The 23,656-nt window shown below is 43.5% G+C and carries 25 protein-coding genes; 8 read left to right on the top strand and 17 right to left on the bottom strand.

What is annotated here, in order from left to right:
* Positions 1-346 precede the first annotated feature (346 nt).
* The 4 genes from IEX80_RS22060 (at position 347) to IEX80_RS22045 (ending at position 4,688) form a co-directional block, all read left to right on the top strand.
* On the top strand, positions 347-1,030 hold the full coding sequence (locus IEX80_RS22060; RefSeq protein WP_188834161.1) for a DUF6134 family protein: 684 nt from the start codon (positions 347-349) through the stop codon (positions 1,028-1,030).
* Positions 1,031-1,053: 23 nt separating this feature from the next.
* On the top strand, positions 1,054-1,692 hold the full coding sequence (locus IEX80_RS22055) for an RNA polymerase sigma-70 factor (RefSeq protein ID WP_188834160.1): 639 nt from the start codon (positions 1,054-1,056) through the stop codon (positions 1,690-1,692).
* The gene (locus IEX80_RS22050; RefSeq protein ID WP_188834159.1) at positions 1,689-2,681 is read left to right on the top strand and encodes a FecR domain-containing protein; all 993 of its coding nucleotides are present in this window, start codon (positions 1,689-1,691) and stop codon (positions 2,679-2,681) included. Before IEX80_RS22055 ends, IEX80_RS22050 begins: the two co-directional genes overlap by 4 nt.
* Before the next feature lie 252 nt (positions 2,682-2,933).
* Positions 2,934-4,688, top strand: coding sequence for a carboxypeptidase-like regulatory domain-containing protein (locus IEX80_RS22045; RefSeq protein WP_188834158.1), 1,755 nt, complete (start codon positions 2,934-2,936; stop codon positions 4,686-4,688).
* A gap of 113 nt (positions 4,689-4,801) precedes the next feature.
* On the opposite strand, the gene IEX80_RS22040 is transcribed toward IEX80_RS22045, so the two are convergent.
* Complete coding sequence (locus tag IEX80_RS22040) at positions 4,802-6,331, bottom strand: Do family serine endopeptidase (RefSeq protein ID WP_188834157.1); 1,530 nt, start codon at positions 6,329-6,331, stop codon at positions 4,802-4,804.
* 191 nt (positions 6,332-6,522) lie between these two features.
* Here IEX80_RS22040 and dapF point away from each other — a divergent pair, with 191 nt between their 5' ends.
* The gene (gene dapF, locus IEX80_RS22035) at positions 6,523-7,308 is read left to right on the top strand and encodes a diaminopimelate epimerase (RefSeq protein ID WP_188834156.1); all 786 of its coding nucleotides are present in this window, start codon (positions 6,523-6,525) and stop codon (positions 7,306-7,308) included.
* 143 nt (positions 7,309-7,451) lie between these two features.
* Here dapF and IEX80_RS22030 read toward each other — a convergent pair whose 3' ends face one another.
* The 3 genes from IEX80_RS22030 to IEX80_RS22020 form a co-directional block, all read right to left on the bottom strand.
* Positions 7,452-7,865: a hypothetical protein gene (locus IEX80_RS22030; protein ID WP_176626453.1), complete on the bottom strand. Its 414-nt coding sequence runs from the start codon at positions 7,863-7,865 to the stop codon at positions 7,452-7,454.
* Positions 7,866-8,033: 168 nt separating this feature from the next.
* Positions 8,034-8,912 (bottom strand): DUF4349 domain-containing protein, encoded by an 879-nt coding sequence (locus IEX80_RS22025; RefSeq protein WP_188834155.1) that lies wholly within the window; start codon positions 8,910-8,912, stop codon positions 8,034-8,036.
* Positions 8,913-9,028: 116 nt separating this feature from the next.
* Positions 9,029-9,355 (bottom strand): nucleotide pyrophosphohydrolase, encoded by a 327-nt coding sequence (locus tag IEX80_RS22020; protein ID WP_176626457.1) that lies wholly within the window; start codon positions 9,353-9,355, stop codon positions 9,029-9,031.
* Positions 9,356-9,512: 157 nt separating this feature from the next.
* On the opposite strand from IEX80_RS22020, the gene IEX80_RS22015 reads away from it, so the two are divergent.
* A complete protein-coding gene (locus IEX80_RS22015) occupies positions 9,513-9,851 on the top strand; it encodes a pentapeptide MXKDX repeat protein (protein ID WP_188834154.1) in 339 nt (112 codons plus the stop codon).
* Between the two features lie 56 nt (positions 9,852-9,907).
* Here the strand turns inward: IEX80_RS22015 and IEX80_RS22010 are convergent, their stop codons facing one another.
* Positions 9,908-12,331 (bottom strand): TonB-dependent receptor domain-containing protein, encoded by a 2,424-nt coding sequence (locus IEX80_RS22010; RefSeq protein WP_188834153.1) that lies wholly within the window; start codon positions 12,329-12,331, stop codon positions 9,908-9,910.
* A gap of 453 nt (positions 12,332-12,784) precedes the next feature.
* On the opposite strand from IEX80_RS22010, the gene IEX80_RS22005 reads away from it, so the two are divergent.
* Both IEX80_RS22005 and IEX80_RS22000 read left to right on the top strand, forming a co-directional pair.
* Complete coding sequence (locus IEX80_RS22005) at positions 12,785-13,381, top strand: Crp/Fnr family transcriptional regulator (protein WP_090533545.1); 597 nt, start codon at positions 12,785-12,787, stop codon at positions 13,379-13,381.
* A gap of 114 nt (positions 13,382-13,495) precedes the next feature.
* On the top strand, positions 13,496-14,083 hold the full coding sequence (locus IEX80_RS22000) for a DUF308 domain-containing protein (protein WP_188834152.1): 588 nt from the start codon (positions 13,496-13,498) through the stop codon (positions 14,081-14,083).
* A 161-nt stretch (positions 14,084-14,244) separates the two neighbouring features.
* On the opposite strand, the gene IEX80_RS21995 is transcribed toward IEX80_RS22000, so the two are convergent.
* From IEX80_RS21995 to IEX80_RS21940, 12 genes are all read right to left on the bottom strand, one after another.
* Complete coding sequence (locus IEX80_RS21995; protein WP_188834151.1) at positions 14,245-14,604, bottom strand: ApeI family dehydratase; 360 nt, start codon at positions 14,602-14,604, stop codon at positions 14,245-14,247.
* Positions 14,605-15,225: a flexirubin biosynthesis protein LolB2 gene (gene lolB2 / locus IEX80_RS21990; RefSeq protein ID WP_188834150.1), complete on the bottom strand. Its 621-nt coding sequence runs from the start codon at positions 15,223-15,225 to the stop codon at positions 14,605-14,607.
* Positions 15,203-15,826: a flexirubin biosynthesis/transport protein LolA2 gene (gene lolA2 / locus IEX80_RS21985; protein WP_229701717.1), complete on the bottom strand. Its 624-nt coding sequence runs from the start codon at positions 15,824-15,826 to the stop codon at positions 15,203-15,205. Before lolA2 ends, lolB2 begins: the two co-directional genes overlap by 23 nt.
* 163 nt (positions 15,827-15,989) lie before the next feature.
* Positions 15,990-16,763 carry a polysaccharide deacetylase family protein gene (locus IEX80_RS21980; protein ID WP_188834149.1) on the bottom strand — a complete coding sequence of 258 codons (774 nt, stop codon included), beginning with the start codon at positions 16,761-16,763 and terminating at the stop codon, positions 15,990-15,992.
* A complete protein-coding gene (locus tag IEX80_RS21975; RefSeq protein WP_188834148.1) occupies positions 16,757-17,806 on the bottom strand; it encodes a beta-ketoacyl synthase chain length factor in 1,050 nt (349 codons plus the stop codon). Before IEX80_RS21975 ends, IEX80_RS21980 begins: the two co-directional genes overlap by 7 nt.
* A gap of 3 nt (positions 17,807-17,809) precedes the next feature.
* Positions 17,810-19,009 carry a beta-ketoacyl-[acyl-carrier-protein] synthase family protein gene (locus tag IEX80_RS21970; protein ID WP_188834147.1) on the bottom strand — a complete coding sequence of 400 codons (1,200 nt, stop codon included), beginning with the start codon at positions 19,007-19,009 and terminating at the stop codon, positions 17,810-17,812.
* A gap of 3 nt (positions 19,010-19,012) precedes the next feature.
* Positions 19,013-19,276, bottom strand: a complete 264-nt coding sequence (locus tag IEX80_RS21965) for a phosphopantetheine-binding protein (RefSeq protein ID WP_090533560.1) — start codon at positions 19,274-19,276, stop codon at positions 19,013-19,015.
* Between the two features lie 66 nt (positions 19,277-19,342).
* Positions 19,343-19,978, bottom strand: a complete 636-nt coding sequence (locus tag IEX80_RS21960) for a hypothetical protein (RefSeq protein WP_090533563.1) — start codon at positions 19,976-19,978, stop codon at positions 19,343-19,345.
* 187 nt (positions 19,979-20,165) lie between these two features.
* Complete coding sequence (locus IEX80_RS21955) at positions 20,166-21,416, bottom strand: NAD(P)/FAD-dependent oxidoreductase (protein ID WP_090533564.1); 1,251 nt, start codon at positions 21,414-21,416, stop codon at positions 20,166-20,168.
* A 4-nt stretch (positions 21,417-21,420) separates the two neighbouring features.
* Entirely contained in the window at positions 21,421-22,557 is a 1,137-nt protein-coding gene (locus tag IEX80_RS21950) for a beta-ketoacyl synthase N-terminal-like domain-containing protein (protein ID WP_188834146.1), read from the bottom strand.
* A 12-nt stretch (positions 22,558-22,569) separates the two neighbouring features.
* On the bottom strand, positions 22,570-22,995 hold the full coding sequence (locus IEX80_RS21945) for an acyl-CoA thioesterase (protein WP_217633217.1): 426 nt from the start codon (positions 22,993-22,995) through the stop codon (positions 22,570-22,572).
* A gap of 12 nt (positions 22,996-23,007) precedes the next feature.
* Positions 23,008-23,652 carry a hypothetical protein gene (locus IEX80_RS21940; RefSeq protein WP_090533571.1) on the bottom strand — a complete coding sequence of 215 codons (645 nt, stop codon included), beginning with the start codon at positions 23,650-23,652 and terminating at the stop codon, positions 23,008-23,010.
* Positions 23,653-23,656: the final 4 nt, after the last annotated feature.

The following is a 23,656-nucleotide window of genomic DNA, read 5'->3' as shown; positions in this document are numbered from 1 at the left end:
TACTAATTGACAGTCAATGTTTTATTATTGTTTCAGTTGAAATATTAATTATTTGATTATCAGTATGTTTCATAAAAAAGGTGTTCCGCGTTTTCACACTCAAAAATTGGAACACGCTCATTTTCGCAAAAACGGGCGGTGTGCTTTTTTCAATTTTTCGTGGGGAATCAAAAAATTGGGACACCCGTTTTTTTACTTATATTTGAAATTATATAATGCATATAGGCATAGTAGTAATTTAATTAATCGAACAAAATAATGCAAAGGCATAGGGGTAAAAGTTTACAGTGTTGTAATAAAGTAAACGCGTTAAAAGCTTTATTCAATCACTTTAATATGACAACCCATGATACCCGCTTTAATAATTTGGTTATTTAAAAAATATATCCGGCCTGCCCTCCAAAATAAAACTTTCCCAACCTTCAATATCTTCGGTCCGCTAAAATGGGCGGCTATGGTGGTGGCCTTGCTGTGCCTCGCTGTGGGTGCCCTGGCGCAGGAACAAACGGTTAAATACAATGTGCTGCACAGCGGCAAGTTGGTTGGCCACATGAACCTGTACCAAAAGCGCCAGGGAGATGAGCTGTACCTCAAAATGATCTCCGAGGTTAAAATGCGCTTCATTTTCAGCATCAAGGTGGAGATCCAGGAGGAGAGCACTTTTAACAATGGCAAGCTCATGAGTTCGCAGGTGTGCAGAAATGTTAATGGCTCAGAAAAATGCAACCGTCAAACCAAAGCCGTAGCCTCGGGCTATCAAACCATCGCCGAAGGCAAATGCGGCAAAACGGTTGATCAAAAACAAATTGCCGCCAACCTCATGCTGCTGTACTGCCATGAACCGGCCGACCAGTCGCAGGTGTACTCCGATAACTTTCAGCAGTTTTTGCAGGTTAAGCAGGTGAGCCCGCACGTATACCGTATTGATCTGCCCGATGGTAATTACAATTTTTACAGCTATACCAATGGTGTGTGCAGCAAGGTGGATATTCATCATTCGCTGTACACTATCCAGATTCAATTGGCCTGATTGATTTTTAACATTTGGGTACTATGAATTTAACGGCCAAACAAGCTATCTTTAGCGCTAACATCTACACCTTAAAAGTGGAATACAGCGATAGCACGGCCATTGGTTTAATTAAACAGGGAAGCCAGAAAGCTTTTGAGCGGCTTTTTAAAGATCACTTTAAAAGTCTGCACGCCTATGCCTTCACTTTTTTAAAGGATGATGAAATGGCCGAAGAGGTAGTACAAAACGTATTTTGCCGCATTTGGGAAAAACGCGATCTGCTTAAAACCGAGGGCAGTATCAAGGCCTACCTGTGCCGCTCTGTACATAACGAAAGCCTGAATTATTTGAAACATCAGAAGGTACGCGCCAATTTCGGCGTTTATTATGCCGATGAAATGGAACAGGTTGGCAGCGATGAACTGGCCTCAAAAAAACTGCTCACGGCCGAGCTGCAGAAGCACATTGAAAAAGCCCTGAGCGAACTGCCCGAGCAATGCCGCATCATTTTTCAGCTCAGCAGGTTTGAGCAGTTGAAATACCAGCAAATTGCGGATCAAATGGGTCTCTCGATCAAAACCATCGAAAACCAGATGGGCAAAGCGCTGCGGGTAATGCGCCAAAAACTGGCCGAGTTTTTACCCATTATTTTATTGTTATTTATTAATTGGTTTGTATGAGCTATACCGGTATGCCTATAGATGATGATTTGCTGGTGAAATACCTGGTTGGCGAAGCTACGCCCGCCGAGGTGGAGGCTATACAGAACTGGATTGCCGCTTCGCCGGCTAACAGGCAGGAGTATGATAATTTTAAACTGATCTGGGATGAAAGCCGGCAAATTGCTTCTACTAAAAATTTGGATGAGGATGCCGCCTATCTCCGGCTGCAGAAAAGGATCAGCAATACAGTCACAACGCCAACTCAACCCGCCCGGGAGCGCAAAATGAAAACCAGCTGGTGGATAGGTATAGCGGCATCGCTATTGCTGATTTGCACGGTGGCCTGGTTAACCATCAGCCACTATTATGATAACCGGAATATTGCTTTCGTCAGGATAAACAGTGAAGCTAAAACCCGCGCGCAAACCCTGCCCGATGGGTCGGTAGTTACGTTGAATAGCCACAGTACGCTTATTTACCCCGAAAAGTTTACCGGCAAGATCCGCCCGGTGACTATGCTGGGCGAGGCTTTTTTTAAAGTAACGCCCGATAAAACCAAACCTTTTATAATTAGGGTGAACGGTGTAACGGTTAGGGTGGTTGGCACGTCATTCAATATAAAGAGCCGCGACGGCAAAACGCAGGTTATTGTTGAAACGGGCATAGTTAACGTAAGCGAAAAGAAAAAAAGCGTAAACCTTAACCCCGGCGAAAAGGTGTTGGTTACCGGCAAAGATGGCCTGCAGGCTAAAGAAAGCATCAAAGGGCGTTTATATAACTACTATGCAACCCATGAACTGGTTTGCGATGAAACCCCGCTAAATGAGCTGGTAGGTTCATTAAACGAAGTGTACGGGGCGCACATTGTTATCGGCAATAAAGCCATTGCCAACCTGCCTATTACTACTGTGTTTAAAGATCAGTCGTTAGATCAGGTGCTGCTAGTGATCTCCGAAACGTTCAAGATCAAAGTGGAGCGCGGGAAAAAGGGGATTGTGTTGAGGTAAGGGATTGTATATGGTGCGCTGTCATGCTGAGTGATTTAAATCCGGGGCCTCTGAAGGTGAAATGACAAAGAGGGCCTGTCAGTCTGAGCCTGTCGAAGACTCGTGCGCAGAGGCCTGCCCGCCATACTTCGACAGGCTCAGCATGACAGCCCGTTTGGAAGCCGTCAAGGCAATGATGTGGTGGAATAATTGCTACGGGATTGCCACGCTTCACTCGCAATGACATAACTTAATATACACGTTAGATTTTTTATGTTGTATAAACTACATCGTTACCTAAACTATACCATCTGCCTGCTGCTCCTCACAGCCCTAACCGCTCGTGCCGATTCCATCCTTTCCAAAAACATATCCGTCCATGTAACCGAAATGCGACTGGGCACGGTGCTTAAAACCATCGAACAAAAAGGCAACTTCTACTTTTCGTACAACAGCAACATTGTAAAAACCGACAGTCTGGTTACGATCAATGCTGATAACTGGACGATTAAAGAAGTGCTTGACCACATGCTTCGCTATCGCTTTGAGTACCGCGAATCGAAGAATTTTATTATTCTGAGATATGCGCCCCTTCAACTCACTATAGTTACAGATAAAGCCGCTACCGATGGCGACAATTACAACATCAGCGGTATCGTAACCGACGAGCAAACCGGCCATAGCCTGCCCAATGCCAGTGTATACTCGCACGAGCAATTGCAATCGGTACTGACCGATAAGGAAGGTCATTTTGATATTAGCCTGCATAACGAAGGCCAGCCGATCACCCTCACCATCAGCCGGGAATTTTATAAGGATACTACGGTTACTTTTTTAACAGATGTTAACGTAAGAAGCACCGACACCACCCTGAAGAAAAAACGCAGCCTGCTGGGGTATATCCTTAGCGACGATTATTCGGGTGTCGAAAATACTTCGCTGGGCAGGTTGTTCCTTTCCACCAAACAGCAGGTCCAGGCGGCCAACCTCGGCGGTTTGATTGCACAAGCCCCCTTCCAGGCTTCGGCCATACCGGGCGTAAGCACTCACGGCAACTTCAGCGGACAGGTAGTGAATGTGGTTTCCCTCAATGCTGTGGGCGGCTATAATGCCGGGGTTGATGGCTTTGAAATGGGCATTATTTTCAATTTAGATAAAGGCGATGTTGGTGCGGTACAAATAGCCGGGATCTTTAATGTGGTGGGCGGCTCAGTAAATGGTATTCAGCTTGGCGGCATGTACAATAACGTGCTGGGTAACGTGCGGGGCATTCAGCTGGCCCTGCTCCATAACAGCGTAAAACAAAACATGAATGGTTTGCAGTTGTCAGCCCTTTACAACCATACCCGCGGATCAGTCAGGGGCATTCAGTTAGGGGCGATAGGCAATATTGCAGGCAAAAATTCAGACGCGTTACAACTGGGTGGGATTGGTAATATAGCACAGCAAAAGTTTGGCGGCTTGCAGGTGGCGGGATTGTTTAACTATGCCAAACATCTCACCGGTGTTCAACTGGCGCTGGTAAACATAGCCGATACTTCTTCGGGATTTAGTATCGGGCTGTTGAATATTATCAACAGCGGTTACCATAAGCTCGCTATCTCCACTAACGAAACTCAAAATATCAACCTCGCCTTTAAAAATGGCAACGGCAAACTGTACACCATTTGGCAGGGTGGTATGCGGGTTGATGACAACAGTAAATTATATTCATTTGGTTTGGGTTTCGGGCGGGAGTTTGGACTGGGGCAGCACCTGGCTATCAACACCGAAATTGGTTCAAGTTACCTGTACCAGGGTACCTGGTTAAAAACCAATCAGCTTAACAAGTTCAACCTTGATTTTACTTATAAAGTAAGCCGCAAGTTTTCCATTTTCGCAGGGCCATCGTTAAATTTCCTTTATTCCGACCAGCGCACCCCGGTAGATGGTTACGCCTATGCGCGGGACCTGCATTATTCTTTTATCCGTGATAACAGGAATTGGAGCGGTTGGGTTGGATGGAGCTTTGGGGTTAATTTGTTTTAAATAGTTTTAGGGCGAACAAAAGCCCTTCTAAGTCCCGAAAATTCTCCATAAAAAGAAAGCCCCAATCTCAAAAGAGACCGGAGCTTCCTTATGCAAAATCACTTAAAAAAAGCTTATTGAGCCGGGAACGCGCTGCTGAAGTGCGAACCATCGGGGTAGATCCCGGCAATAATGATATTGCCCTGGATAGGTTTTACAATTGCCTTGTCAATATCTTCGATACTGCTGATCGGCAGTTTGTTAATACTGGTGATCACAACGCCTTCAGGTATTTCGGCAGCGTCAAATAAACCACCTTCACGTACCTGGGTAACCAGTACACCTGCGTTAACATGCAGCCTGTTCTTTTCGGCAGGAGTTAAAGCGTGGAAGCTTGCGCCCAGTTTGTTAAACAGCTCTTCGGCCGATTTAGACGCTGCTATGCGGTTTGATGGCGCCACGGCATCGCCTTTGAGCGTTACCGCGAAATCTTTGTCCTTGCCATCACGCAGCACAGTAATATTGATCTTATCGCCGGGCTGTAAACGGCCTACACGTTCCTGCAGATCAGATGATTCATAAACCGGCTGACCTTCAACCTTAACAATGATGTCGCCTTTGCGTAAGCCTGCCTGCTCGGCACCGCCGCCCGGTACAAGGTCGTTCACGTATAAACCGTTGGTGGTTGTTACGTCGAGTTTTTGGGCTACGTCCGGGTTAAGTTCGGTGAAGGTTACACCCACAAAACCGCGTTTTACTGTACCGAATTTCTTGATATCGTTCAGTACTTTTTTAGCCAGGTTAACCGGGATGGCAAAGCCGTAGCCTTCGTATGAACCGGTGTGCGAAGCGATAGCGGCGTTAATACCAATCAGTTCGCCACGGGTGTTCACCAGGGCACCGCCGCTATTGCCAGGGTTAATAGCCGCATCGGTTTGGATGAACGACTCTATAGCTTTGTTCAGCTTAGGAGTCGACTGGTTGCGGGTACGGCCAAACGGGTTATCGTCATCATTGTTTTCGCTGCCAATAATACCAATGTTACGGCCTTTGGCGCTGATGATACCGGCTGTAACGGTTGATGTTAAGTTAAAAGGGTTGCCTACAGCTAAAACCCATTCGCCAACTTTAGCGTCGTCGCTGTTACCTAATTTTACAATTGGCAGGTTGTTAGCGCTAACTTTAATGAGGGCAAGATCTGTACTTGGGTCGGTGCCGATAACTTTGGCGCTGAAAGTACGGTGATCATTGGTAGCAACGGTAATTTTATCGGCCTTTTCAACCACGTGGTTGTTGGTTACAATGTAGCCATCGGGCGAAATGATAACACCAGAGCCTGATGCCATCTGTGGGCCTTGCGGACGAACCCGCTGACCAAACATATCACCAAACATTTGCTCCAGCTGGTCCTGTCCGCCGCTGCCTTTGTTAGTATAGGTTGTGCGGATGTAAACCACCGCCGGGGTTGCTGCAGCCGCTGCCTGGGTAAAATCAAGGTCACCGGTTGATGAAACCGGGGTGGACGGGTTGCTCGTAAAATATACCTTTTGCTTGTCTTCAAAGCTCAGGTTGTCGGAGTATTTGTTTTCGATAACCTTATATACTCCTAAGGCCATCGCACCTCCAACAAAAGCGGTTAATAGTGTTAAACCAATCTTTTTCATTTATTATTTGCCTTTCTTATTATTAAGTTTACTTATTTTACAGATCAAATTTAATACCATATAGACGAGATAATCAATGATTAGTTATCCCGTTTTTTGTTAAAATTTGTTAAATAGATAAACACCGGCTATTTTAATTGTTAGCACGGGTTTTGTTGAAGACTAAAGGGGCTGATATTAACAGGATAATTGTGAAGATACATTTTTATAAATACCAGGGCGCAGGCAATGATTTTATTTTGATTGATAACCGCGATAACAGCGTTGATCATCATAACCCTAAGCTGATTTCGGGACTGTGCGATCGTCGTTTCGGAATCGGGGGTGATGGTTTGATGCTATTGCAAAACAAAGACGGATACGATTTTGAGATGATTTATTACAATGCCGACGGCCAGCCGAGCAGCATGTGCGGCAACGGCGGGCGCTGTATTGTGGCCTTTGCCAAATTTTTAGGCGTTATTGAATCGGAAACCGAATTTTTGGCAGTAGACGGCCCCCATTATGCCAAAATTTCAGACGAAGGCGATTGGGTAAGCCTGCAAATGATTGATGTAAACGAAGTTAATACCGATGCCGATGCTTATGTGCTCAACACCGGCTCGCCACATTACGTAAAGCTGGTTGACGGGCTTGAACAACGCAATGTTTACCAGGAAGGCCACGCTATCCGCAATAATGCCACTTATCGCAAAAATGGCATTAATGTAAATTTTGTTGAACCAATGAAAGAGGGCTACTTTGTACGCACATTTGAGCGTGGGGTAGAGGATGAGACCTTTGCCTGCGGAACGGGCGTAACTGCCGTTGCGCTGGCCATGGCGCAGCACAAACAGCAAACCGGGCATATTACCACACCTATAAGAGTATTGGGGGGCAACCTCAATATCCGTTTTGATTATGATGGCAAAACTTTTACAGACATTTTTTTAGAAGGCCCTGCTGAAAGGGTTTTTGAGGGAGATGTGGTTGTTTAAGGGAGAGACAAAAGATCAAGGATCAGGAAACAAGAGATCAAGAGGCAGGACATTAAAAATCGGATGGCAAGAGCCATGATATAAGAATAAAAACATGTCATTACCATGCTGCGCTTGCAATGATATCTAAGAGAAACGGGCGATCAATGTACCGGCTTTAATAAATTAAAAAACGTCCCGTCCATTATAACGTTGCCAATGGCGTCAAATGCGCTTTTCCTGGTGACTTCGTCCTGCATATCTTCAGCATAAAAAATATGGTCAACGCCTAATGTTTTCAGGAAAGGATCAACCTTGGAGTGCCATTTATTTTTATAGCAGCAAATCCTGATGTTTTTGTATGCAATGTTTGCGCTTAAACGGCGAAGGATCTTTTCGATGTCCTGAACAAGATAGTCGTAATCAAGTATGAGCAGGTTGGGTTTGATATCGTGTATGGATGGAAAAATAGCCGGAATGGCTGAAATATGTTTAAAAACCTTGTTATTAGGCAATACCTCAAGGCCAACTACATGGGGGGCAACCAACAGTACAACTTTAGACCGTACACGGATCATAATCAATTAATTAGGTGCTTAAAATTAGGGGTTAAATTTCTACTTATCAAGCATTTATTAAATAATTTAGTAAAGTTTCTACCCTTTTAATTAAATCTTCATCAACTAATACCTTTTTGCATTAGCCTTTTTATAATTTAAACATTAAGTTAACTTTAACGATATTTTTTATGCCTCTGTTAACACATTTGCTCTCCTTCGTTTTTTCCAGCGGATGATTAACAGGTAAATAATTAACGCAACAAATATTAAAGGCCACAGGGATACTATTGAAAAAAACATGTTTTGCATGGTGTCCCAGCCGGTGCTCAGTGAGTTTTCAAACTTATAGCCAAAACCGTTGCCGTTGTTAACCAGGTTGGCCTGCCTGGTGTAAAAGCTGATATCCAGCGAGCTGTAACTAACCTGGCTGCTTAAATAGTTCAACTGCCCTTGTGCCGAATCAATTTCGGTACGGATAGCGGCAAGCTTATCTTCAATAGCCAGCAGGTCGGTCATTTTGGTGGCTTTAGCAGCCAACTGCAAATAACGCTGCTCTAACTGCTTGTTATTGTTGATTTGTGCCTTAACGTCGATGAATTGCGTTGTCACATCCCTGATGTGAATGTTTTTGGAGTCGATATGATCTGCACTGGAAGTTAAGCTACTTAAAAAAGCATCAAAGTTTTTTGAGGGAACCCTGATCTTGAGATTGTATTCCTTTTGATTGGTTTCGCCGCTGTTGGTCTCATTTTCTTCGGCAAGGTAACCGCCTAATTTTTTGAGCGACGAAACAATGTTTTGCCTAGCTGCCTTAGGATTACCGGTTTCAAAACGGATATCTCCTTCCTTGATGATTTTTTTGGCGGTGTCGGTAATTGTTGTATTGGCAGAAACGTGTTTATCGTCAACTACTGCCGGGGTTTTAAATGCTTCCATATCAGATTTTTCTGCAGGAGGAGCGGGCGTTAACGCCACTTCGGCAATTGTTGCTTTTTGTTCTTTTTGACGTTCGCAGGATGTCAGTACAAGTAAAAAACTTACCGACAGCATAAAATAGGTTTTCATAATAAGGTTGTTTAATTGTTTTAGATTAAACGGTTTTTGCCTTATTAAATTATATTAAATCAAAATTATACGGAATTAAATTTTTCTTAACCGAAAATTATAGAATTTAATTTTGATTATTTCAATTTTTCATTGTTTTTATGCCGTTCGGCATCTCGGATGCTTTTCTTTTCCATGTTCTTTTCCAGGGCGTCGGTTAGGTCGATGCCGGTTTGATTGGCCAGGCAAATAAGTACAAAAAGTACATCGGCCATTTCATCGGCCAGGTTAACTTCTGTATCTGATTTTTTGAATGATTGCTCGCCGTATTGCCTCGCCATGATCCGGGCTACTTCGCCAACCTCTTCCATTAAAATGGCGGTATTGGTAAGTTCGTTAAAATACCTGATGCCGGTTGTTTTTATCCAGTTATCTACAAGTTGCTGTGCCTGGCTGATCTCCATAAAGTAGCTTTAATGTGGTCGAATTGAGTGTGCACGAATTTCACGAATTTTTTTGATTGATAGCCTATCGGATGGCTTTCTAAATAAAATGAAAATATTTTGTAAGGTTTCATTTATCAACCCGACTAAGCGGCAAATACCAACTAAAAAATCAAACATGAAAATCACATCAATTATTTCGGGCGCCCTTATCGCCACCCTTGCTATTGCCGGCATTACAGCGAATGTACAAGCTAAAACATTAAATCCTGCGCATAATACCGTTATGCTAAGCGACACCGGTAAAATGAAAAAGGACAAGATGAGCAAAGACAAAATGAGCCACGATAAAATGGCTTCAGGCAAAATGAGTACTGATAAAATGAGCAAGGACAAAATGAGCCATGATAAAATGGCATCAGACAAAATGGGTTCGGATAAAATGAGCCACGATAAAATGTCAAAAAGTAAAATGGGTAAAGGCAAAATGGGCAAAGACAGCTCAGGCAAAATGTAACCTTGCTTTTGTTTCGTGATTGTTTAAAGGGAGTCCGCATGAGCTCCCTTTTGCTTTTAATGGATCCGGCCTTTCTCATCCTGGTTACCGGTATCCTGTTTTTCGGTTTTATTTTGGCTGTTGCCGAAACGGTAACTGATGCCAAGCAAAGTATATCTGTTAATCTGGAAGTTGGTATACTTTTGCCTTACCCCGTTAACGGTTGTGGTAACAGCTGACGCGCTGCTCCTGAAAATATCGTTCATCACAAATGAAACATCAACCTTCTTTTTTAAAACCGAAGCTTTAATGCCAAGATCGAGTTTGTAGTAAGCATCACTTCTGCCTATATGATCTACCTCCGGGAACTGGTACCAAAAATTAACTGCACCTGAAAATGATTTATCGGCATTAAAATAGATGTTGTTGTTGGTCGCAATATACGCCCCGAAGCCATTGATCCCATTTACTGCAGCCAATGCAGATTTTGCATCGGTATGATAAAAAGTGAACTGGTTATTATTATCAAGCCAGCTAAGCAATTGCATCGAATAATTTTCGGAAATACCTACCCGGTAAGTTTTAATAAAATTAAGGGGCGTGGTATAAATCAAATTAGTATCTGGCCGGGCAATGGTTACGTTGTTAAAACCATTGTTGGTAACGTTTAAAAATATAGCCGAAGTAAGCCTGTTTTTATAGGTGTGCGAAAGCTCAAAATTGGTATTATATTCTGGTTGAAGATAGGGGTTGCCTTCGCCATAGCTATAAGCTGTAAACAAGCTCTTGAATGGGTTAAGGTTCCAGAAAGTTGGCCGGTTAACCCGCCTGCCAAAGTTTAGTGATAGGCTGTGATTAACAGCTGCCTGGTAACTCACCGTTGCTGATGGAAACAACCTTGTGTAATTATTAATGGTAGTTTGGTTAAGCGTGTGCGAGTAGCCTTTGGTTTCGGTGTGCTCTGCCCGCAAGCCGGCCTGGTACTTCCATTTACCATCCTCGCGGTTTATGCTGCCGTAAACAGATTGGGTATTTTCGGTATAGGTAAATTCATTGCTTAAGTTCGGGTCATACTTTAGCGAATCGTTGGTTGCCTTTTTATAATAAAAAGCGTTGCTGTAATTATTGATAAAGCTCAGTTTGCCGCCAAAAGCAAAGCGGGCATATTTGGTTGGCAAAAGCGCATCGGCCTTGAATGTATAAATGTTGATGTCCTGCTTATTGGTATCATGGTAGCGATTACGACTGGCTGCATTCAATGATCCGTCAGCGAGGTAAGTGTTGCTCTCAAAGTCCGATCTGTCGGTGCGGTAATAGTTAAAATAGTCGGCATTAAGTACCAATTTAGCACCTGATGTATCCAGGCTGATGGTGCTATGCAGGTTAACCGCATTACTGATAGCCACCGGGTGATAGGTGGCATAGGTTCTTAATGTTGAATCGATAGCACCGGTAGTGTTGTTAATGATGGGGTTATTCACATGGTCGGATCCGTCATAGGTATTCTTACCTCCCTGGTAATTTACCCCGGCAGTTACTTTTGAACTAAACCTATAATCGGCCCCGGCAATGAAGTTTAAATTGTGGTAACGATAGTTGCCGGTATCTGTTTGCAGCCAGGTTTGCTTAGGATAGTAAATATCGGTTTCAAAGCCCTCCAGTTCGTGGTCATGGTCAACATTAACACTGGCATATGCGGAGAGTTTGGCCGAATTGTAGTTAATATCGCCGCTGGCATTTAACCACCAGTAATTGCTGGTACCATAAACCGAGGCCGGGCTATGCATCCATTGCTTATCATTAATTTGTACGCTGCCGGTATAGCCATGTTTTTTGCTATGTTTGAGCGTGATGTTGATCAATCCGGCGTTGCCCTCAGCATCATAAGCAGCTCCCGGATTTTTAATTACCTCAATACTGCCTACCTGGCTTGCAGATAATGAGCGCAGGTAACGGAGCAGGTCGGTTCCAGCCAGTTGAACCAATCTTTCGTTCACCATAACTTTAACGCTGCCTTTGCCAACAATGCTCAGGTCATTATCACCAACTTTTATACCCGGCACGCGACCAATAACCGTAAGTACATCAGCTCCTGCCGATGTGGCACTGGTGGATACATTGTAAACCAGCTTATCGCCCTTGTTTTCAACAGAGGCTTTGCCTGCTGTTACGGTTACTTCGTTCAACTGTGTGGTATTATCAGCGAGGGTAATAGATACCGAGGTATCTTGTTGCAAGTTTAATTTAAGTTTGGTTTTTTGATAGCCGGTGAAGGTGATAGTTAAATGATAGGTGCCTTTATCAACGTCAGTAAAACTAAATAGCCCGATGGAATCGGTTTGCACTACCCTTGTTTGCTCTGAATTTTGCTGTTGCAGGTTAACCACAGCAAAGGCCACAGGAACTTTAGAATTGTCGACAATTTTACCGCTAACTTTTATCTGTGCAAACAGGCTGCTATAAATTAAACTAAAAAATAAAAAGCTGCAGATATGTTTCAAGCCGGGACGGGGATGAGGTTTATAATTCCGTAAATTAAATAAAAAACCGCCGCTAATTGTTTAGCGACGGTTCTATTTTATTTTCATTATGTTTCTGAAGGTAGGTTTGGTATTAGATTTCACTTTTTACGTGTTCTAATCCCCCGTTTTCGGTAATGTGGTATTCGGAACGCAGAAGGGCATCCGTGTTGATGTTATTGTCTTTCTTTTTTCTTTTCCGGGGACCTGAAACGGCCAATATAATAACCGTCAGGAACAGGGTGATCTCTATCAAACTCACTAACATGGGGAGATGTATTTATATGCTTCATTGTGTTGATTGATTTAATGATTGTTTTTTATTCAATTTAGTTTGATTGTAAAATAAGAAAATAAAATCAGTTGTTTTTAACCCAGGTGAAAATTAGTATGATTTTTTGTGCCGATATTTAACCTTATTGCACTTTGTTAGTTATGGCCGATAAGCAACAGGTATTAAACGAACTTCTTGGCAATTTTGCCGGTATGTCTGAAAACGATGTGGCGGTTAGCTTGCCGTATTGGCGCACCCGTAAAATTGAGAAAGGCGATTTTTTTAACATGCAGAACATTGTATGTACCGATCTTGCGCTTATTAACAAAGGTCTATTCCGGATCTACTACGTACACCCCGAAACGCAGGAAGAAAAGAACATCTACTTTTTTTCGGAAAGGCAGTTCCTGGTATCATTCCGCAGTTTTATCAATCAATACCCTTGCGCATATTATATCCAGGCGATGGAGGATGCCGAGATCATCTCCATCAACTATAATGATCTTCAATATCTTTACTCCACGCCAACCGGCTGGCAACGCTTCGGTCGCCTGGTTGCCGAATTATTCTTTAACCAATCGCAAGCCCGTACCGAAGAGTTTTTATTTAATACAGCCGAAGAGCGTTATTTGAAAATGATAACGCAGCATCCCAATATCGTAAGCCGCATTCCCGCATATCATATTTCATCTTATTTGGGCATTAAAAACCCATCTCTTACCCGCATCAAGAAGCGACTATCACAGCAAAAGCCTTAAAAACGAAACTCTGCTGACAAATGCCCCTCCCGATTTTCACCTAAGTGAAAATTGCCGCCACGTTTTGTGCCCAACTTTGCTTCATCAAACAAAACGAAATAAAAATTTAAAGTCATGTCAGCAAATAAAACATTGATCATAGAAACTTCAGCCGCGGCTAATACAGCCCGCGAGTTGCGTAAGCTTTATTTTACAAGGGTAGCATTTTCAGTTACCTGGGTAATATTGGTATCGTTATTGGCTAAAACTTCATTTACCGCAGCAACCATACTGCTTGTGATCTATCCGTTATGGGATGTTGTAGGTACATTCCTTGATATCCGTGCTAATCAAGGCAACGGAACATCGGTAACACCGCAATATGTAAACGCTGCTATTAGCATCGTTACAACCCTGTCGGTAGGTTTTGCTATAACCAAAGGAGTGCCTGCCGCGTTAATTGTATTTGGCGGATGGGCTTTGTTAACAGGATTAATCCAATTGGTATTGGGCTTAAAAAGACGTAAAGAGTTTGGCGGCCAATGGCCAATGATATTAAGTGGGGGGCAATCTATGCTTGCCGGTGTGTCATTTATAGCAATGGCGCACTCGCCTAATATGGGGATTGCGAATTTGGCAGGATATTCGGCTTTTGGTGCTTTTTACTATTTATTGGCAGCCATTAGGTTAGGAAAAAGCGCGAAGACTGTTGCGCAGAATTGATATAAAATCTAAAAAAAATGTCATTTCGATAGAGCTGTGGGGATGGTGCGCCGGGGCGAAAGAGAAATCTTGTACACCATGCATGGCCGGACTGGTCATTCGCTAAACAAGGCGTATAAGATTTCTCACTCGTTCCTCGTTTCGAAATGACAATTTTATTTTTAAGAGAATACTCCCTTAAACTTCAAAAACACAATCCCCTCATTTACCAGTTGCGCATCTGCCTTAACCTGCTCATCAACGGTACTCATCTTTATCTCCAACCCAACCTGGGGGTGTTCATTAGGGTTGATGAACGACAGAAACTTGATACTATCAGCCTTAACAAGTCTTAACTTTTTGCCGAGCTGATTTTCCAGAATCTCTTTGACCATCTGCATCATGCACACACCCGGCACAATGGGATTGCCTGGGAAATGCCCTTTAAAAATATCATGCGCAGGGTTAAGGCTGATGGTTGTTTTGAGCAAATCGCCATCAGTTGTGGGAGTGGTAAAACTGAAAAAAGTATTGTTGAGCATCTATCTTTCCAAACGTTTAAGACCGATATTAAATTTAAAGTTTTTATGGCTGATGCCAATGGTATCAGGGATGCCATTGTGAAAGCCATGCATAATGGCCTGCACCACGGGTTTCCTGTCGGATGAGCGTTCCATGCGGATTAGCTCTGTTCCGGTTTTATTGGTGATGTAATAGTTGGCGCCTTTTTCCTGCGGGAAAACATAATACAGATAGTTATCATCTTTGCGCATATAACCTGTTTCGGGGTTTTGCTTACGCATCATCACCAGTTCAAAGTCTTTTTGCAGGGTGATGATCACCGGGCGTTTATCCATTTGCTTTATGATATAATACACCTTGAAGCCGCCGTCGGGTTTAAATTCAAAATCAAAGAATTTAAAACCCATCTCATTGCTGAATACCATACGTACGCTTTTATCGGGTAGGGTTTTAATCAGCAACAGGCCGCTTAAATGATGCCCGCCAATTACATCTACCCCGGTTTTATAAAGCACATTGGTAAAATCGGGCGCGAATTTTTTGATCTCGCGTACATTGCCTTCGGTCGGCTTCAGGTTTTTGTAAACCGATGAGCAGCCAGCCAGCATTAGCAGGCAGCTACTTAATAGCAAAAAACGCATCCGGGATATTGGCATTGATCTCTTTATTGGTGAAATGCAGGGTAGTGCTATCGCCCGTACCTTCCAGCATTTCGATGGTGTTTACCGAATAATCTTTTTTATCAACAGTGATCTCGATGGTTTTGAAAAAGTCACTCAGTTGTTTATTGACAGGGGATAGAGAAACTAAATAGGTGCCCTTGTTTTCGTATACCGCCGATTTAAAATCGCCGCTATTGAGTGCCGTTCCCTGTATACAATCGACAACGATTTTGTTGATCTGCTTAAATACTTTGTTGGAGCGGGTGGATACCTTGTTTTCTTTTTGTCCATCTTTAATGTACACATTGTCCTTGTTCAGGATCATGAGATAGCTGAATGGCTGGGTATACTCCATCCGCAGCATATTGGGCTTGCGGTACCAGAATTTGCCTTTAGAGGTGATCTTTTCTGAAAGCATGCTCAGATTTTTATCCTGGGTAAAATCGCTTTTAATGCTGTTTGTTTTTGCAGCAACTTCGGCAAACTGCTGTTTGAATTTGGTAAGATCAGATAGTTGGGTATAACCTGCGTGCTGGGCTTGGGCAGAGATGGCCGCGCAGGTGATTATCAAAAGAATCAACAGAGACTTAGTACATGATAAAAGTGTGGCGGCCCGCGCGATTCCTTCCTTGGGGAAGGAGGAGGTAGGGGTTAAACGCTGATGAAACCCCTCCCTAAACCCTCCCGAGGGAGGGAATCGCACAGCCCCTGCTTCAGCTTTTAATATTTTATTTTCAATCAATCTACGCATAAGCCTGCAAATTTAGCATTTTATCCAGTCGTACTATTTCGTATCCCTGTGCTTTGGCATGTTCAATAAACAGGGGCAATACCGAAATTGTTGCAGCTCCCGTATCATGAAACAGGAAAATAGCGCCGGGGTTTAAACAGCGGGTTATCTTATTTAATAGTTTTTTAGGATCGTTAATAATGGTATCCATGGACCGCACGCTCCAGCCTATGGGCACCATCCTACTTTTTAAAATGGCTTTTTTGAGGTTGGGGTTGATCACCCCGTAAGGGGGGCGGAACAACAGTGGACTTAAGTTAATCGTCTGCCTTACTGATTGATTGGTCTGAAGCATATCATCCAGCATTTTGGCGGAAGAAAACAGATCGAACCAGAAATGGTGCGAAAAACTATGGTTCCCGATGATATGGCTCTCTTCGTGAATTTGTTTCAGGATGGTTTCATTTCCGGATATTCTATTACCAATACAAAAGAATGCTGCCGGGGTGTTATGTTGCCTTAAAATCTCCAAAATCTGTGGAGTGGCTGTAGTGTCAGGTCCATCATCAAAAGTAATGGCAATGATCTTTTTGTTGGTTTTGAGTGAGCACATCACCCGCATAAAAAAGTTAGAGCCGATGTAATAGCACCCGTAAAATAATATCAGCGAGTAAATAAAAATCAACACTGGATAACTCCACCAGGATACCCCTTCTGTAATATCCTGCCAGATTATCAACCCCAGCAGCCCGGCAAAAAGGATATTGGTATTCCTGAAATTTAACATGCCGAAAGCAGGATTAACGAGTGGTGGATATTTTGGTAATGATTATAGATCAATACCTTTTTTAACGAAGTTTGGTCGCTTTCAGGTACAAATGAACAGCCCCCAGCTTTGATTTCATGCGCCGCCAGCCACGTTGCAAATGCCGATGAGGTTGGATATTCGCCGCAGAGGGCTTTGTAATTGATAACAGGCGCATTAGCAAAATCATATTTTAGCAATTGCTCATAAACGGCATCATTTTTTAAATCACCGTTATTACCGGTTATTACCAGGTCAATCTCATGGATATTGGCGTTTTGGCTTTGCAAAAAAATGCTGATCTGTTGTTTTATTTCGGCGGTGTTGCGCGGTTTATAAAAGCTGGATACGCCATCAATTTTAGCCCAGTCATTATCCGAGGCTTCCCTGCTCAACATGAAAAACGCGGATCCTTCGCCAGCCATTGTCCCCTTGCCGGGAGTATTAAGCAGATCAAAGTTTGATACCTGTTCCCGGCGATATAAGCCCATGCGCTTTAAAATAGCATGACTATTAGTGGTGATTTCATCGATACCGCCAACCAGTACATTGGCCGCTTCGCCCTCATACAAAAGCATCATAGCATCAAGCAGGGCGTTTTCAAACGAAGCGCCGCCATTTACAAAGGTGTTGTTGTATTGATGACATTGCAGCAGTAAGGCTATCTGCGCGCTGATGGTATTATGGGTGGATTGGATAAACGCGGTAGGGGATAGCGCTTCCTCGTTTTGCTGCACCATTTTAGTAAGGAAGGTATTGGTATCTTCCAGGCAGCCGTAAGCCGTTCCGGTGATGATAGCATCCGGCGCGTTGACTCCGGCTTGTTGCAGGCAATCCATCCCGGCAGCAACACCCATTTTAATGATTCGGCTCATGCGGCGGATGATTTTTGGATCGATCAGGGCTTTATAATCCGGTTCAATACAGGTGAGCCCGTCGCCGGTATATCCTGCCAGTTCTGAAAGGAACCGCTGATTACCGAAGGTATTTTGTGGCGATATATTGCTTGCTGCCCTGATGTACATCGCCTATAGTTTTGAAAATATTAATGATGAACAATTTCCGCCAAACCCAAAAGAGTTAGATAATACGTGTTTGACGTCCGGCTGCGTTGAAAAATGGGTCTCCGGTGTAAAAGGAAAGCCGTCCATTTGCGTTTCAAACCTCAGATTAGGGTATATCAAACCGCGCCGCACCGCCAATGCTGAAAACACGGCTTCAATGCCGCCGCTTGCTCCGAGCGTGTGCCCCGTGAATGCTTTAGTAGAGCTCATTTTTGGAGAATGTCCTGCAAATAGCTTGCTGATGGCTGTGCCTTCTGAACTATCATTATTTTGTGTGCCTGTACCATGCAGGTTAATATAACTGATATCGGCAGGCTGTAAGCCACTTTTTTTAAGCGCGCCTTCCATGGCCAACAATGATCCGGTTCCTTCGGGCGATGAAGCCGTTTGATGATAGGCATCATTGGCGTTATGATAGCTGCCGAAGGTGCAATATATCTCTTTTTTAAGCGATGATGCTATTCGCGCAGATACCAGCACCACATACCCTGCACCCTCACCAAGATTAAGGCCACGGCGGTTGGCATCAAAAGGCTGGCAGGGCTGTTTATCCAATATCATGAGGGTGTTAAAACCGTTGAGGGTAAAGCGGGTAAGTGCATCGGTACCGCCGGCAATAACCACATCCAGTATGTTGTTTTTAATAAGCCTTGCGCCGTATATAATGGCATTAGCCGATGAAGAACAAGCCGTGCTAATAGTGCTTACATAATGCCTTATACCCAGCTGATCGGCAACTAAATTGGTAATGGCCCCGCACTCGTGATTAATGACATTGCGTAATCTGCCTTTGGTGTTATCGTCTAAAAAGTCCCTGAAAAAATCTTCTGTTTTATCCATGCCGCCGACGGTATTGGCTGAGACAAAACCTGTTCTTAGTCCTGCAAGGTTAGCAAGTTCGGTGTCGGCTAAAGCTTCTTTAGCGGCAATTAAGCTTAGCATAGCCGTGCGACTGATACCATGTTTAAATCCCGATAATTCCGCAAGTTCAGCATTGCTCAGTTTAACCTCACCAACCGGAAACTCATCCCGGTGGTCAGTATCAAGGTATTGGATAGGGGCAATGCCCGTTTTTTCCTGCTCAAGCGACAGCAGGTTTTGAGCCACAGTATTACCTATGGCCGAAATTACCCCAAGGCCGGCTATAAAAACAGGTTGCTCCATTGTTTAGGCGTTCGGGATCCTGGTGCTTTCAATAAATTCGGCGATGGTACGCACTGAGCGGAAGATTTTAGGGCCGTCTTCAGCGTTAGAAAGTTTTACTTTATACTTTTGCTGCAGCAGTACAATAAGTTCCAGGGCATCTATCGAATCCAGACCAAGGCCATCACCAAAAAGCGGCTGGTCATCACCGATATCTTCCGGCTTTACATCCTGTAAGTTCAACTGCTCAATGATCTGCTCTTTCAGATCGGCCATTAATTTATCCATATTGTAAGTTTTATAATTACCCCCTCTAAATCTCCCCCGGTAGGGGAGACTTAAAAAAACACATTTTTAAAAGCCCTCCTTTTCGGAGAGGGTTTGGGTGGGGTTGTAAATTTTATTAATATTTTCTGTTTTGAAGGGCATTACACCGTCCTTTTCTATCAAAAACAAAACTGCTTTATATTCATCGCCAAGCAGCTCCACCCATCCGCAAATACAAACATTCAATTGCCTGATATCGAGCAAGTTGTAAACGTAACTTGCTATGAAATCTGCATTAAACCGGTCAAAAATATAAAAAGCGTTTTCGCCTTTAAAATGATGACGGATGCAGATCTCGCCGATAACAATGTTGGGTAGCGTATAAACAAATAATGCAGGGCTTGCTATCTCCTGCATCGAATCATAATACCGCTTATCAGCATCAAGACTGGAGTTTGCGTTGGTTAACACCACGCCGATGTCAGTCGGCTGATATTTCGCCTTGTCGAAATCTTTCAGCAAAACTTCAGCAGTAAGCCAACCCAGTTTTGCCAGGTTATCCATCTTATAAAACTTAGGGTATTTTACCCCAAGATGCTGGTAAACCGACAGAAAAAAACCGGGAATATCATTCTCTGTACCCGCAAATACGACTTCGTTATTATAACGAACAATGTTATCGCTGATACTGCAGTGAGCTGATATGTAATATTGGTTCTTCAATTTATAGTTTTACTAATCTCATACTGAAAAATTTCTACACAAATGCTTTGCAAGCGCTCCACAATTAATCGAATTACACGAATCTTAAATTGATTCAATTCGTGTAATTCGATTAATACGTAAAAATTAGTGTGAAAAATTTTCATTTATTGTTTTTCAATTCGTACATGGTTAAATGATCCTGCCTTTAGCTTTTATCGGCTGCTACTAAATCTCTTAGGGTAATAGTACGTGCCAGTTTATGCAAAGCTGTTTCGTGATTTTTAACATACGGATTATCGAGGTCCCAAACATAACCGGCCAATACCGAGCAGATCTGACTTTTAACAAGCGGGTCCTGGTTATTGGCAAAAAATATCGTGTCGAGCACGCCCTCATACCATGCGGTAACGTAGGAGCGGAAGGTATTTACACCCTGCATCATGTGCTGCATGTATTCTTTATCCCAATCCACAGTTTCGCCGTTAAGCTTGCGGATCACCAGTTTGGCTGCTGTTTGGCTCGATACCGTAGCCAGCGTTACGCCCGATGAAAATATCGGATCAAGGAACTCTGTTACGTTACCGGTAAGTACAAAGCCATTACCATAAAACTTATCTGTAGTGGCCGACCATGATTCCAAAACTCTCGGTGCGAAAGTAAATTCCACATCCTCAAAACGCTCGCTGAAATATGGTTGCGACGCTATCAATCCACGCAAAATCTCTTCGTCGGAGCCTTCATGTTGCTTAAAAAACTCAGGATTGCCCACAAAACCTAAGGAGGTAATACCGTTGGCGAAAGGAATGATCCAGATCCAAACGCCAGGCTGATGCACTACGATGGTAATGCGGTTTGGCTCATCGGCCATAGAGCGTTTTTTATCCACCGTATGCACAAAAAGCGCCTTACGCGGAACTTGGGTCGATGGCCTGTCGAGGTTAAATAGTTTGGGGATCACCCTGCCATAACCGCTGCCATCGATGATAAAACGAGCCGAAATCTCTGTTTGATTTCCATCTTTATCCTCCAAAGTAGTTACCGAGTTTTGGCCGTTGAAAACAATATTAGTAACGGTAGTTTCGTAATGAACAGGAACGCCCATTTTCTCAACAGTATCGGCTAAGGTTTTATCAAAATCGGCACGGGGTACCTGCCAGGTCCGGTTCCAGCCGGGAGTGAATTGGTCGGCAAATTGATAATCGCAGATCTTGCCATCTTTCACAAATTTAGCCCCATTTTTTTGCTGAAAGCCTTTTTCGCTTATGGCATCTACAAAGCCGGCTTCGGTTAGCGCTTCCATGCATCGTGGCAGCAAGCTTTCGCCAATCACAAACCGCGGGAAAAGCTGTTTCTCTACAATTTTTACCTTAAAGCCTGCCTGGTGTACGATAGAAGCGGCCACCGTGCCCGCCGGACCGGCGCCTATTACCAATACATCTACCTGTTCTGTGTTCATATTATCAAATATCCTGTTGTGATTTGGTTAAAATTATGGCTGCATTACATCCCCCAAAGCCAGAGGCTATTTTGAGGCAACGGTTAAGTGGCGTTGATATCAATTGGCTGCAAACGTTTACCGGGTTAGCACCGCCCTGTTTGCTAAAGCCTTTGGTAGGAATGATGGTATTTTGCTTTAATGATTGAGCAGAAACGATGGCCTCTATCAATCCCGAAGCGCCCAAAGTATGCCCGTAAAAACCTTTCAGGCTATTGAGTGGAACATGCTGCAAACCGGCCAGCGTTACAGCTTTTGCTTCCATTTCGTCGTTATAAACGGTCGCTGTACCATGGGCAGATATAAAATCAATATCCTCAGGCTTTAAACCGGCAGCATCCATCGCTTTATTGATGGCGTAATATAATTCTTCGCCGGTGCGTGAAGGGCCTGAAATATGGTTGGCATCATTGCTTATTGCACCCGAAACTAATTCAATAGCTTCTCCGGTTGGTTTGTCTGCCGATAGAATAACCGTAGCCGCGCCCTCGCCCAAATTGATACCGTCACGATCTGCATCAAATGGCTTGCATAATCCCTGACTAACGGCCTGAAAAGATTGGAAGCCCGAAAGCACAAATTTTGAAATCACATCTGCCCCGGCTATAACCGCATGGTCGTACTGCCCTGATTGGATCAATCGCATCCCGGTGATCATAGCAACAAGTCCGGAAATACAGGCATGTGAAACTATTATTGGCTCGTTTACAAAACCAAAATGTCGGGCTATTTTTTTTGCTGATGAATGCAGGGCAATGCGCTCATCCAGTTCAGGGCCCGCTTGTTCCGTTTCCAGCAGACTGATGTTGCCTTTGGTACTGGAAATAATCAGAACAGTTTTTTTATCGGATATATTTTTATCGACTCCATGTAAGGTTTCGGTTAACGAAGCGATGAGAAGGTGCTCGAATTTGGTGCAGTATTCATCGGTTTGAAAATATACTTTTTCAAATAGCGATGCGAAAAAAAGATCGTCAGACAGGGCTTTGTCGTCGTGTTGCCTCACGCCTGAAACGCCGTTAACCAGGTGCTCAAAGTTTTGAGTGGTGGTAGCCCCTAACGGCGAGTAAACATTATCGGCAACAAGGTAAACCTTCTTCATCACGGCGTTCTGTTATATCAAACCTTGTTGTTGTTTCCAATCCAGAAAAAAATCCGGGTTGGTAAGTTGCAGTTCAAAATTATCACGGCGAACAAAAACCTGTGTTGTCGATCCTTTAACGATAAGTTCGCCGGTTTGGGCGTTGAGTAACCTGTAAGTAAAATTGATCTTTGCCGACTCGGTAGGGGTGTAGGTGGTTTCGACGATCACCTTATCCTCGTACCGCAAAAAGCGCTTATAATCACAATTTACGTTAACTATAGGCACAACGTAGCCCGCGTTATATACATCCATATAACCCAGGCCATATTGCTTGCCAAACGCCTCGCGGCCATCTTCAAAATATCGAATATAGTTGCCATGCCAAACCACGCCCAGCATATCCACGTCACTGAATTTGACTTCAATCTCAATAGTATTTATTAGCGATTGCTGCAAAACCTTAAGGGCTTAGTATTTTTTGAAAAGATCGAAATCAGCGCCAAAATCGTCCAGGATTACCGGCCATGGGTGTGCCCAGTAATTTCTGAAACCAAATCCACGGCTGTTGCCGGTGCGGAAAACGGTATATAAAACCGTTTTCTTATCCATATCAACAAAAGTTACCCAGGCGCCCCCTTGCGCCCGCCCTTTATCCATGCCTTCAACAATCAGCAACATACCGATGCCTTTATTACCTAAAAAATCATAGTTTTTAATCAATGCATCAATATCTTTTTCGGTCAGCGTTTTGAAATGACCGGGATCAGTATCAAAGAAGTTTTTGGTAAGCGCGTTGTTAACTTTTTCGGTAACATTCATTGCAAAATGAACGGTATCGCGGTGAACCGCCCTGGCTGGGTTATATTTTTTAGGTTCTTTTAGAAAGAAATTTTCCCATAGGGGGATGTATTTGCCAACAAATTCGGCATTGATCACCTCCCGTCTGTAAGCTTCTTCCGAACCAATGAATTTCATTTGTGAAAAATCCATACCTAACCAGGTTATCGGGGTTTTTTTATCGAATACCTCTGCTTTGGTTTGGGCAGATGCCGGTTTTAAGAACGCGGTTAATAAAAGTATCAGTAAACTCAGTTTAATTGCGTTTTTTTTCATGGTT

It is taken from the genome of Mucilaginibacter rubeus (genome assembly GCF_014643835.1).
GTDB lineage: Bacteria > Bacteroidota > Bacteroidia > Sphingobacteriales > Sphingobacteriaceae > Mucilaginibacter > Mucilaginibacter rubeus.
This window is presented reverse-complemented; position numbering and strand designations above follow the sequence as displayed.

What these genes read in the sequence shown, in the direction of transcription:
- IEX80_RS21975 (WP_188834148.1), bottom strand. Translation starts at nt 17,806, where the DNA reads ATGTACATCAGGGCAGCAAGCAATATATCGCCACAAAATACCTTCGGT.
- IEX80_RS22045 (WP_188834158.1), top strand. Translation starts at nt 2,934, where the DNA reads ATGTTGTATAAACTACATCGTTACCTAAACTATACCATCTGCCTGCTG.
- IEX80_RS21980 (WP_188834149.1), bottom strand. Translation starts at nt 16,763, where the DNA reads ATGTTAAATTTCAGGAATACCAATATCCTTTTTGCCGGGCTGCTGGGG.
- IEX80_RS22000 (WP_188834152.1), top strand. Translation starts at nt 13,496, where the DNA reads ATGTCAGCAAATAAAACATTGATCATAGAAACTTCAGCCGCGGCTAAT.
- IEX80_RS21950 (WP_188834146.1), bottom strand. Translation starts at nt 22,557, where the DNA reads ATGAAGAAGGTTTACCTTGTTGCCGATAATGTTTACTCGCCGTTAGGG.
- IEX80_RS21995 (WP_188834151.1), bottom strand. Translation starts at nt 14,604, where the DNA reads ATGCTCAACAATACTTTTTTCAGTTTTACCACTCCCACAACTGATGGC.
- lolB2 (WP_188834150.1), bottom strand. Translation starts at nt 15,225, where the DNA reads ATGCGTTTTTTGCTATTAAGTAGCTGCCTGCTAATGCTGGCTGGCTGC.
- IEX80_RS21965 (WP_090533560.1), bottom strand. Translation starts at nt 19,276, where the DNA reads ATGGATAAATTAATGGCCGATCTGAAAGAGCAGATCATTGAGCAGTTG.
- IEX80_RS21970 (WP_188834147.1), bottom strand. Translation starts at nt 19,009, where the DNA reads ATGGAGCAACCTGTTTTTATAGCCGGCCTTGGGGTAATTTCGGCCATA.
- IEX80_RS22060 (WP_188834161.1), top strand. Translation starts at nt 347, where the DNA reads ATGATACCCGCTTTAATAATTTGGTTATTTAAAAAATATATCCGGCCT.
- IEX80_RS21955 (WP_090533564.1), bottom strand. Translation starts at nt 21,416, where the DNA reads ATGAACACAGAACAGGTAGATGTATTGGTAATAGGCGCCGGTCCGGCG.
- IEX80_RS22020 (WP_176626457.1), bottom strand. Translation starts at nt 9,355, where the DNA reads ATGGAGATCAGCCAGGCACAGCAACTTGTAGATAACTGGATAAAAACA.
- IEX80_RS22025 (WP_188834155.1), bottom strand. Translation starts at nt 8,912, where the DNA reads ATGAAAACCTATTTTATGCTGTCGGTAAGTTTTTTACTTGTACTGACA.
- IEX80_RS22040 (WP_188834157.1), bottom strand. Translation starts at nt 6,331, where the DNA reads ATGAAAAAGATTGGTTTAACACTATTAACCGCTTTTGTTGGAGGTGCG.
- IEX80_RS21940 (WP_090533571.1), bottom strand. Translation starts at nt 23,652, where the DNA reads ATGAAAAAAAACGCAATTAAACTGAGTTTACTGATACTTTTATTAACC.
- IEX80_RS22030 (WP_176626453.1), bottom strand. Translation starts at nt 7,865, where the DNA reads ATGATCCGTGTACGGTCTAAAGTTGTACTGTTGGTTGCCCCCCATGTA.
- IEX80_RS22005 (WP_090533545.1), top strand. Translation starts at nt 12,785, where the DNA reads ATGGCCGATAAGCAACAGGTATTAAACGAACTTCTTGGCAATTTTGCC.
- IEX80_RS22050 (WP_188834159.1), top strand. Translation starts at nt 1,689, where the DNA reads ATGAGCTATACCGGTATGCCTATAGATGATGATTTGCTGGTGAAATAC.
- IEX80_RS22055 (WP_188834160.1), top strand. Translation starts at nt 1,054, where the DNA reads ATGAATTTAACGGCCAAACAAGCTATCTTTAGCGCTAACATCTACACC.
- IEX80_RS22015 (WP_188834154.1), top strand. Translation starts at nt 9,513, where the DNA reads ATGAAAATCACATCAATTATTTCGGGCGCCCTTATCGCCACCCTTGCT.